Annotated in this window: 9 protein-coding genes; 3 read left to right on the top strand and 6 right to left on the bottom strand. The window is 66.0% G+C overall.

What is annotated here, in order from left to right:
• The 6 genes from QZ588_RS01085 to rpmH form a co-directional block, all read right to left on the bottom strand.
• On the bottom strand, window positions 1–284 hold a 284-nt coding region (locus QZ588_RS01085; RefSeq protein ID WP_295538743.1), incomplete at its 3' end, for a type II toxin-antitoxin system YhaV family toxin.
• A complete protein-coding gene (locus tag QZ588_RS01080; protein WP_295538740.1) occupies window positions 281–613 on the bottom strand; it encodes a type II toxin-antitoxin system PrlF family antitoxin in 333 nt (110 codons plus the stop codon). The genes QZ588_RS01085 and QZ588_RS01080, both read right to left, overlap by 4 nt.
• Window positions 614–914: 301 nt before the next feature.
• A complete protein-coding gene (gene mnmE, locus QZ588_RS01075; protein WP_295538736.1) occupies window positions 915–2288 on the bottom strand; it encodes a tRNA uridine-5-carboxymethylaminomethyl(34) synthesis GTPase MnmE in 1374 nt (457 codons plus the stop codon).
• A gap of 37 nt (window positions 2289–2325) precedes the next feature.
• Entirely contained in the window at window positions 2326–4029 is a 1704-nt protein-coding gene (gene yidC, locus QZ588_RS01070) for a membrane protein insertase YidC (RefSeq protein ID WP_295538734.1), read from the bottom strand.
• Window positions 4030–4298: 269 nt separating this feature from the next.
• A complete protein-coding gene (gene rnpA, locus QZ588_RS01065; RefSeq protein WP_295538732.1) occupies window positions 4299–4694 on the bottom strand; it encodes a ribonuclease P protein component in 396 nt (131 codons plus the stop codon).
• Window positions 4695–4893: 199 nt separating this feature from the next.
• A complete protein-coding gene (gene rpmH, locus QZ588_RS01060) occupies window positions 4894–5028 on the bottom strand; it encodes a 50S ribosomal protein L34 (RefSeq protein WP_295538730.1) in 135 nt (44 codons plus the stop codon).
• 251 nt (window positions 5029–5279) lie between these two features.
• On the opposite strand from rpmH, the gene dnaA reads away from it, so the two are divergent.
• The 3 genes from dnaA to QZ588_RS01045 all read left to right on the top strand — a co-directional run bounded on the left by dnaA (window position 5280) and on the right by QZ588_RS01045 (window position 8999).
• Entirely contained in the window at window positions 5280–6623 is a 1344-nt protein-coding gene (gene dnaA, locus QZ588_RS01055; RefSeq protein WP_295538727.1) for a chromosomal replication initiator protein DnaA, read from the top strand.
• A gap of 205 nt (window positions 6624–6828) precedes the next feature.
• Complete coding sequence (gene dnaN / locus QZ588_RS01050; RefSeq protein WP_295538724.1) at window positions 6829–7941, top strand: DNA polymerase III subunit beta; 1113 nt, start codon at window positions 6829–6831, stop codon at window positions 7939–7941.
• A 35-nt stretch (window positions 7942–7976) separates the two neighbouring features.
• Window positions 7977–8999: an AAA family ATPase gene (locus QZ588_RS01045; protein ID WP_295538721.1), complete on the top strand. Its 1023-nt coding sequence runs from the start codon at window positions 7977–7979 to the stop codon at window positions 8997–8999.
• The last annotated feature ends 367 nt before the right edge of the window (window positions 9000–9366 follow it).

The following is a 9366-nucleotide window of genomic DNA, read 5'->3' as shown; positions in this document are numbered from 1 at the left end:
CGATACTGCTGGAAGCACTTGGCCCGAAACCAGTGCTTCCGGGCCTCGCCGAGCGTGTCGCCTTGCCGGAACGCAGGCGCACCGGGGTCCGCCGGGATCACCTCGGTTACCAGCTTGAAGATCGCGGCCAGCCGCTTCGTGCAGTTTTTCTTCCGCCACGTCTTCGGATCGCGCGCCTTGCGCCCTTCGACCGCCTTGATCAGCCCGTCAAGCTGATCGAGGAACAGCGGATGCGCGTAGATCGACCGGCCATTGACGACCAGCGGCGCGGCATCGCCGGTCATTCGTCCTCAGGAGAGAGTGGTGCGTCGAGATCGAGATCATCCACCACATCGCCGATCAGGGTCTTCAGGCGGTCATGGAGGTCGCCATCGAAGGCCTGAAGCCGTGCGGGATCCGTCTTGATGTCCGCCGCGATCAGATCGAGGAACGCCCCGAGCGCTGGATCGTCCGCGTCGTCCCGATCCGCCTCGATGTAGACCCGGCCGCCCGCGTCCATGCGGTAGCGAATCCGGTCCCCCTTGCCGAGCTTGAGTTGCTTGCGCACGCCGCTTGGCACCGTCGTCTGGTAGCGGTCGGTCAGCTTCGAGGTTTCCTGTGCCAGCGTGGTCATGGCGGCCTCCCGGATCGCGGGTCAATCGGATGTCATCAGTAATGCATTTGCATTATCTTATCAAGCCTGCTCCGGGCGTCGGGGCCGGTGCAGGCCGGTCCCGGTGTTCCTCTTGTCCCCGTCGCTGGCATCCGCCCCTTCGGGCGTTGCATGCCCTCTGTCCGGCCGGGGCGCTTCCCGCGTCAACCGGAAGCCTCGGTTGCCCCTGAAGGTCTCCCCCAAGTTTCCGGCGGACGCTCGAAAAGCGCGTGTGGAGCCGGACAGGAACTGCAGGTTGAGAGAGCCGCCAATGGCGCCAGGCTCACTTCCCGATACAAAACTCGCCAAAAATCCGCCCGAGCAGGTCGTCGGAGGACACGGCACCGGTGATCTCGCCCAGGCTGTCCTGGGCCAGGCGGAGATCGTCGGCGATGAGCTCCAGCGGCTGGGCGTGGCTGTGGGCCTGGGCGGCGGCGAGCAGGTGGTCTCGGGTGCGGGCCAGGGCGTCGAGGTGGCGGCGGCGGGCGCTGAATTCGCCGCCGCCAGCGTCGGCGCCGGGGCCGGCGTGGCGCAGCAGGACCTGGCGCAGCGCCTCGAGTCCGGCGCCGGTGGTGGCGGAGCAGGCGATGTGCCGATCGGTATCGGGGGCATCGGCGTCGGCGCCGGCGTCGGCGCCGGTTGCGCCGGGCGGGCGGCCGGACAGGTCGATCTTGTTGCGGATGGTGAGCCGTGGGACCTGCGCCGGCAGGTCCGCCGGCGGCGCCGCGTCGGCTTGGGGGTCGGCGTCGTCGACCACCCAGAGCAGGAGGTCGGCCTGGTCGATTTGCTCGCGGGCGCGGCGGACGCCTTCCTGCTCGATGGGGTCCGGCGACAGGCGCAGCCCGGCGGTGTCCACCACGCGCAGCGGCAGCCCGTGGATTTGGATGTCGGCGTGCAGGAGGTCGCGGGTGGTGCCCGGCAGGGGCGTGACGATGGCGCGATCGCTTTCCGACAGGGCATTGAGCAGGCTCGACTTGCCGGCGTTGGGGGCGCCGGCGATGACCACCAGCAGGCCGTCGCGCAGGCGCTCGCCGCGGGCGGCGGTGGCCATGAGCGTGTCGAGGTCGGCGCGCAGCCGCTCCAGGTCCGCGGCGACGCCGACGGCCAGATTTGGGTCCAGGTCCTCGTCGGGGAAGTCGAGCGTGGCTTCCACCAGCACGCGCAGGCGGGTGAGGGCCTCCAACAGTTGCTCGATGCGCCGCGCGAAGGCCCCGCGCAGGGAGCGCGCCGCGAGCCTGGCCTGCTGCTCGGTGCCGCTGGCGATGAGATCGGCGATGGCCTCGGCGCGGGTGAGGTCGAGCTTGCCTTCCAGGAAGGCGCGCTCGCTGAACTCGCCGGGCCGCGCCGCGCGGGCGCCGAGGGCGAGCACGCGCGCGAGCAGGCGGTCGAGCACCACGGGGCCGCCGTGGCCCTGGAGCTCGAGGACGTCCTCTCCGGTGAAGGAGTGGGGTGCCGGAAAGTAGAGGGCGAGGCCTTGGTCGATGACCTCGCCGTCGGCGGCGCGAAAGGCCGCGAGCTGCGCGATCCGCGGCGCCGGCAGGCGCCCGAGCACGGCGGTGGCGATGTCGGGCACCGCCGGCCCCGACAGGCGCAGGATGCCCACCGCGCCGACGCCGGGCGGCGTGGCCACCGCAGCGATGGTGTCGCGGGCGCTCATGGCGGCGCCGGCGGAGCGTGCGGGCGGGCGGGCGGCGTCAGGCCTTGTGCTTGGCCGCCTCCGCCTGCTCGATCTGGCGGGTGATGTGCCACTGCTGGGCGATGGACAAGAGCTGGTTGACGGTCCAGTACAGCACCAGGCCCGCGGGGAAGAAGGCGAAGAAGACCGTGAACACGAAGGGCAGGGCCATGAAGATCTTCTCCTGCATCGGGTCCGGCGGCGGCGGGTTCAGCTTCTGCTGGGCGAACATGGACACGCCCATGATCACCGGCAGCACGAACCAGGGGTCGGGCGCCGTGAGGTTGTCGATCCAGAGGATGAAGGGGGCGTGGCGCAGCTCCACGCTCTCGAGCAGCACCCAGTAGAGGGCGATGAACACCGGGATCTGCACCAGGATGGGCAGGCAGCCGCCGAGGGGATTGATCTTTTCCTTCTTGTAGAGCTCCATCATCGCCTGGTTCATGCGTTCCTTGTCGTCGCCGTAGCGGTCCTTCAGCGCCTTCAGCCGCGGCGCCAGCTTGCGCATGTTGGCCATGGACTTGTAGCTGGTCTCCGACAGCTTGTAGAACGCGCCTTTGATCAGGATGGTGAGGATGATGATGGCCCAGCCCCAGTTGCCCACCAGGCTGTGGATGAGGTCCAGCAGCCAGAAAATGGGCTTGGCGAGGATGGTGAGCCAGCCGTAGTCGACGGCCAGCTCCAGCCCCGGGGCGATCTTGTCGAGCCGGTCCTGGAGCTTGGGGCCGACGAACAGCCTGTTCTCGAAGGTGTGGCTGCCGCCGGCGGGTACCGTGACCGACGCCGAGTACTGGCCGATGATATAGCGGCCGTCGCCGACGACTTTGCTGTAGAAGGTCTGGGGATCGTCGGGCTGGGGGATCCAGGCGGCCATGAAGTAGTGCTGGATCATGGCGATCCAGCCGCCGGTGATGTTGACATCCAGCGGCCGCTTGGTCATCTCGTTGAATTTTTCTTTCTTGTACTTCTCTTCCGGCCCGTAGTAGACGGCGCCGGTGTAGGTGTGGATGAAGCTCGACTTGTTCGGGTCCACCAGCTCGGTGCGCTGCAGCTGATCGTAGTTGCGAAGCGCAATGGGCTCGGCGCCGGCGTTATCGATGCGCTGCTCGCTGTGGACCAGGTAGCTGCCGCGCGCGAAGCGGTAGCGCTTGGTGACCGTCAGGCCAGCGTCCCCCTGCCAGACCAGCTCCACCAGGAGATCGTCGTTGCCCGCTTGCAGTCGGTAGTCGGTGGCCTGGGCGGTGAACGGCGCGTTGTGCGTGGGTAGCGTGTGGTCGCCGCCGCCGAGGAGGCCGGACTGCACGATGAACATGTTGGGCGGCGCCGGCTTCAGCAGCTGCAGCGGCATGTCGGGCCGATCGGCGTCGGCGGCGTAGTCTTTCAGCCACAGACTCTGGATGGTGCCACCGCGGGTGGAGATCTCCGCCCGCAGGACGTCGGTCTCCACGGTAACGATGTCGGGCCGCGCCTGTGCGGACGCCGCGGCGTCGGCGGTCGCCGCGGTGCTGGGCTGGGCCGGCGGCGCGTCGGGGGCATCGGTGGGTACCGAGGGCGCATCGGCGGCGGCGTCCGACAGCGTCGCCGGCGACTGGGCGGGATCAGCGAGTTGGGTCGCCGTCTGTGGTGCGGGTTGCTGGCGACCGTAGTCCTGCATCCATGCCTGGTAGATCAGGAACAGAACGGCGGCCAGAGACAGCAGGAGAATGAGCCGGAAGTTATCCATCGGTTCAGCAGCAGACGGCGGTTGATGGGTAGAAGTTGGGGCCGGGCCGGCCGTTGGGTGCTCGCGGTGCGGGACGGTGGGCTCGCGCCTGGTTTGCGGAGCAGGCGGCATAACTCGCCGCAGCCCGCAACCGGTCGCCGAAACGGGTCAGCACGGACGCCGCGCGATGGTTTCAACGCTCAGGTGCATGGGATGGACCCTTTGGCTGCGTCGCATGGGCGCGCGGCTACCGCGAGGATGATTCGCGCCGGCCGGGGCGATTATGTCAGTCAGTCGCCGTTGCGCTTGGCCCGCAGGTGGCGCTGCAGCGTGTCGAAATGCGTGTCGATGGACGCCCGCATGGCGGCCTTATCGGCACGGCGTAGACCGGTGCGGGCGACGACCACGAAATCGATGCCCGGGCAGAGGCGCAGGTGGCGAAACGATTCACGTACGATACGCTTGACCCGATTGCGGTCCACCGCCCTTGGCAGGGCTTTGCGGGATATGGCGAGTCCCAGTCGGGCCGGCGCCCCGTGCGCGTCGCAGACGTTGCGATGACGGGCGGCGACGCTGAAACAATCGTCGCTGCGCCGGGCCGGGCGCCGGAAGACGCGGCTGAACTCGGACGCCTGTGTCAGACGTTTGTGACGAGGCAGCCCGGTATCCTGCTTGGAATCGGCCATTCGATCCTGCACTGCTGACGCCAACATGGTAACGCAGCACTGAGGCAGCCTGCGACGATGGCTTTGTGACGGTCGGCGTCTGCGACTCGGGGCCTGGGTGGCCTCGTCCGCCGGGGCAGTCGCCATACGGGTTGTGCCACCGCGTGCAGGCGGTGCGCGCTCAGCGGGCTAGCCCGGGACGTCAGCGCGGCGCGCCGGCCTAGAGCGCAAGGCGCGCCCGGCCCTTTGCGCGCCGGGCCTGCAGTACTTTACGGCCATTACGGGTGGCGCTGCGGGCGCGGAAGCCGTGGGTGCGGGCCCGCTTCAGGCGACTCGGTTGAAAGGTTTGTTTCACGATGAAGTTCCTTGGAATCGGACCATGCAATAAGGAGCGGAGCCCTGCGCCGACGACGCCGGCCCCAAAAAGACCACCTAGGATAGCCAGAAGGTGTTGGCTGTGCAACGGGCAACGGCGGTCCGCGCCCGTCGGATGCTGTGGATAACTCCTGGCCATGTGGATAGACTCGAGGCAATCCAGCGACGCGCACGGCATCCGCCACGGGCTGGGGCGTCGCCGCACACCGATCACCAGGGAGAACAACGCGTATGAGCGAACTTTGGGAGGCCTGCGCCGCAGCCTTGAAGCAAGAGCTCACCGGTGCGGAATACAGCACTTGGATCATGCCGCTGCAGGCACAAGAGCAGCCGGGCGCGATATGCCTGTGGGCCCCAAACCGCTTCGTCAAGGACTGGGTCAAACAGCACTACGAGCAACGCATCACGCGACTTTGTGCCGACATCAGCGGCGGTCGTGTCGAGCAGGTGCGCTTCGACATCGGCGCCGTCAGCAACGGGCGGGAGGTGCCGGCCGCCGGGGCGGGGAACAGCGCGCGGGCAGGCGCCGAGGTCAATCTGGACCGACGGCGCGCCGAGAGCAACCTGAACAAGGATTTCACCTTCGCCACCTTCGTCGAAGGGAAATCGAACCAGATCGCCCGGGCGGCTTCGGTGCAGATCGGCAAGAACCCGGGGGTTGCGTACAACCCGCTATTCATCTATGGCGGCGTCGGGCTCGGCAAGACGCATTTGATGCACGCCGTTGGCAACACGATCCTGGACTCGAATCCGAGTGCCCGGGTGATCTACGTGCACTCCGAGCGTTTCGTCTCGGACATGATTCGGGCGCTGCAGCACAACAAGATCGACGAGTTCAAGGCCCGCTACCGGCGGGTCAACGCGCTGCTCATCGACGATGTGCAGTTCTTTGGCAACAAGGATCGCTCGCAGGAGGAATTTTTTCATACCTTCAACGCGCTGTTCGAGAGCAAACAGCAGATCGTGCTGTCGAGCGACCGCTACCCGAAAGAGGTCTCGGGGCTTGAGGAGCGCCTGAAGTCCCGCTTCGGCTGGGGCCTGACCGTGGGCATCGAGCCGCCGGATTTCGAGACGCGTGTGGCGATCCTGCACAGTAAGGCCGCCATGCTGAACGTCGAGCTGCCGGAGGATGTTGGCTACTTCGTGGCTAAGCGCATGACGTCGAACATCCGTGAGCTGGAAGGTGCGCTGCGGCGACTGGTGGCCAACTCCCAGTTCACGGGGGCGAGCATCGACCTGGCGTTCACCCGCGAAGTGCTGCGGGACATGTTCGTGGCGCAGGATCGCCAGATCACCATCGAGAACATCCAGAAAACCGTCGCCAACTATTACAAGCTGCGGGTCGCGGATCTGACCTCGGCGAAGCGCACGCGTAACATCGCCCGGCCGCGCCAGGTGGCCATGGCGCTGGCGAAGGAGCTCACCAAGGCCAGCTTGCCAGAGATCGGCGATGCCTTCGGCGGCCGGGATCACAGCACGGTGATCCATGCGACACGCAAGATCGAAGCGCTGCGGGCAAGCGATACCATGATCGAGGAAGATTACCGGATCTTGTTGAGAACCCTGACGAGCTGACTGTGGATAACCTGTGTGCCGTTTCGGCGGCGCTGGTTGTCGACAGGTTATCCACAACTCCGACATCGCTGCTCAACAGGTAAGCAGTCGGGCAAGATTTTGAGATAACAACGAAAACTAGAGCGTTTCGAGTTTTCCTCAGGCGTTATTACGACTACAGTTGGGATATCTCTTACCAATCATTGATATGTGAGGCAGCAACGGCGTGAAAATCGAAATCCCGCGGGACGACCTCCTCGGTGCCTTGGGCGTCGTCGCTGGCGTCGTGGAACGGCGGCAGACGTTACCCATCCTGGCGAATGTTCTGCTTGAAACCGACGACAGCGCGTTGCGGCTGGCAACGACGGACCTGGAACTCGCCATCAGCACGCGCGTGGGCGCGTCTGCAGTGCCCGAGCCGGGGGCGGTGACGGTGCCGGCACGTAAGCTGATGGATCTGTGCCGATCGCTGCGCGAAGGCGCTCGGGTGAGTATCCGCACGGAGGGCGAGCGATGCATCGTCGCGAGCGGACGCACCCGTTTCACACTGTCGACACTGCCGGCGGCGGACTTCCCGAGCATTGCCAATGAGGACGGCATGCAGCGCATGATGCTGCCAGCGACGCAGCTGAAGCGGTTGCTCGACAAGACGGGGTTCGCGATGGCGCAGCAGGATGTGCGCTATTACCTGAACGGGGTGTTGTTGGAGCTCGCCGGAAACGAAGTGGTCGCCGTCGCCACCGACGGGCATCGGCTGTCGCGGTTCGCAGTGGCGCTGGACGGCAACGAGGGCGAGCCGGAGGGGGTGCGGCAGATGATTTTGCCGGCGAAGACGGTGTCGGAGCTGCGGCGACTGCTGGCGGACGATGGCACCATGCTGTCCTTCAACTGGGGCGAGCGGTCCATGGTGGCCGCGTTCGGCGATACGGTGCTGAGCTCCAAGCTGGTGGACGGCAAGTATCCGGAGTATCAGCGCGTTATTCCCAAGGGACTGCCGCGTCGGGCGGTGGTGGATCGGGATCTGCTGCGCAAGGGCTTACAGCGCGCGGCCATTTTGTCCAACGAAAAGTACAAGGGTGTGCGTATCAGCTTCGATGAAGGCATATTTGGCTTGCAGGCGCAAAATCCCGAACAGGAAGTGGCCGAGGATGAGGTGGAAGCGGATTACGCTGGTGAGCCGGTGACCATCGGCTTCAATGTTGGCTATCTCCTCGACGCCCTCCAGGCGATCGAGGCGGGACAAGTGGAGGTCACTTTTCAAGATGCAGACAGCAGCTCGATTTGGCGGGGGCTGGATTGCGAGGAAGAGACCTTCGTCGTGATGCCGATGCGGCTCTAGGCTTCGGCGCACGGGCGGCGCACCAGGCGTTTTCCTTGTTCGTAGAGTCGATTCGCATCGGGCACCTGCGCTGTGTCCGATCGGCGGAGTTGCAGCTGCGCCCCGGCCTCGTCTGGGTGAGCGGTAGCAACGGCGCCGGTAAAACAACACTGCTGGAGGCCATCTACCTGCTCGACCGCGGGAGAACCTTTCGGGGGCGACGCAGTGGTCCCCTGACGACGCGCGGCGAAGCCGGTACTGCGGTGCTCGGGCGTGTTCGCCAAGGCGAGCGCGTGAAACAGTACCGCTGGACGAGCAAGTCGGCACGAGGCGGCATGGACGGCCCGGCGTTCAGTCGCTTTGTGGGGGTTTCGAGCTTCAATATCGTGGATGGCGACCCCGCACTCCGTCGCCGGTTTCTCGATTGGTCATTGTTCCACGTGGAACCAGAGGCGCGATCGGGGTGGGCGCTGCTCCAACGCCTACAGCGACAGCGCAACGCATGGCTGAGCAGTGGTGGCAGGGGGAAGCCCGTCTGGGACGCACCCTACGCCGAACAACTCGCCGCCGTCTGGGCCAAGCGCAGGGCCTTCACCGCACGGGTGGATTCAGCGTTTCGGACACTGACAGCCGACCTGTCACCCGTTGGCGAGCTGTCCATCGATTGGCGATGGACCGGGCAGGATCAGGATTTGCACGCCCTGCTCGACAGCCAGCGCTCCGGCGATATTGAACGGGGACACACCTTCCTGTCTGCGGCACGGGGGGACGTGGTGTTTCGTTCGGCGTCGCAGGTGTGGTCCGGCTCGCGCGGAGAAAACAAGCTTGCGGGGATCCTGTTACAGCTTGCGGTTCAGCAGGTGGTGACAGAAGCGAGCGGCCAGCGCCAGCTGGTGCTGCTGGATGATCCCTATGCGGAGCTGAGCGCAAAGTACGCGGGGCCAGTGATCGAGGCCTGGGGATGTGCGGCTGATCAGGTGATGGTCACCAGCCTGGAAGACCCGCCTGCGGACTTGATCGCCAGCCACAGGCCCGCCCTGTTCCACGTGGAACAGGGTACCTTCACCTGCGCGCCATGACGGTTGCCGGCACAGCGGGTGACCAACTCCGTCCGCGCCATGTTCCACGTGGAACATTGACTGCCCACGGGCGTTGATGCTTGCCGGCGGGCTGGTTGTTGGCGCCGCTCGCAGGCTGTTCCACGTGGAACATGATGCCTCCGCAAACTGTTGTTGATGGTCCCTCGTGGCGCTGGTGGCGATAGCCGGCTGCGCCATGTTCCACGTGGAACATTGGCTACGCACGGGCGGTGACGCTTGCCGGCGGGCTGGTTGTCGGCGCCGCTCGCAGGCTGTTCCACGTGAAACATGATGCCTCCGCAAACTGTTGTTGATGGTGCCTCGTGCCACTGGTGGCGATAGCCGGCTGCGCCATGTTCCACGTGGA

Origin of the sequence: uncultured Thiohalocapsa sp. (genome assembly GCF_913062725.1) — a bacterium.
Taxonomy (GTDB): domain Bacteria; phylum Pseudomonadota; class Gammaproteobacteria; order Chromatiales; family Chromatiaceae; genus Thiohalocapsa.
Note: the sequence above shows the minus strand (reverse complement) of the source record. Positions and strands in the feature narration are given on the sequence as shown.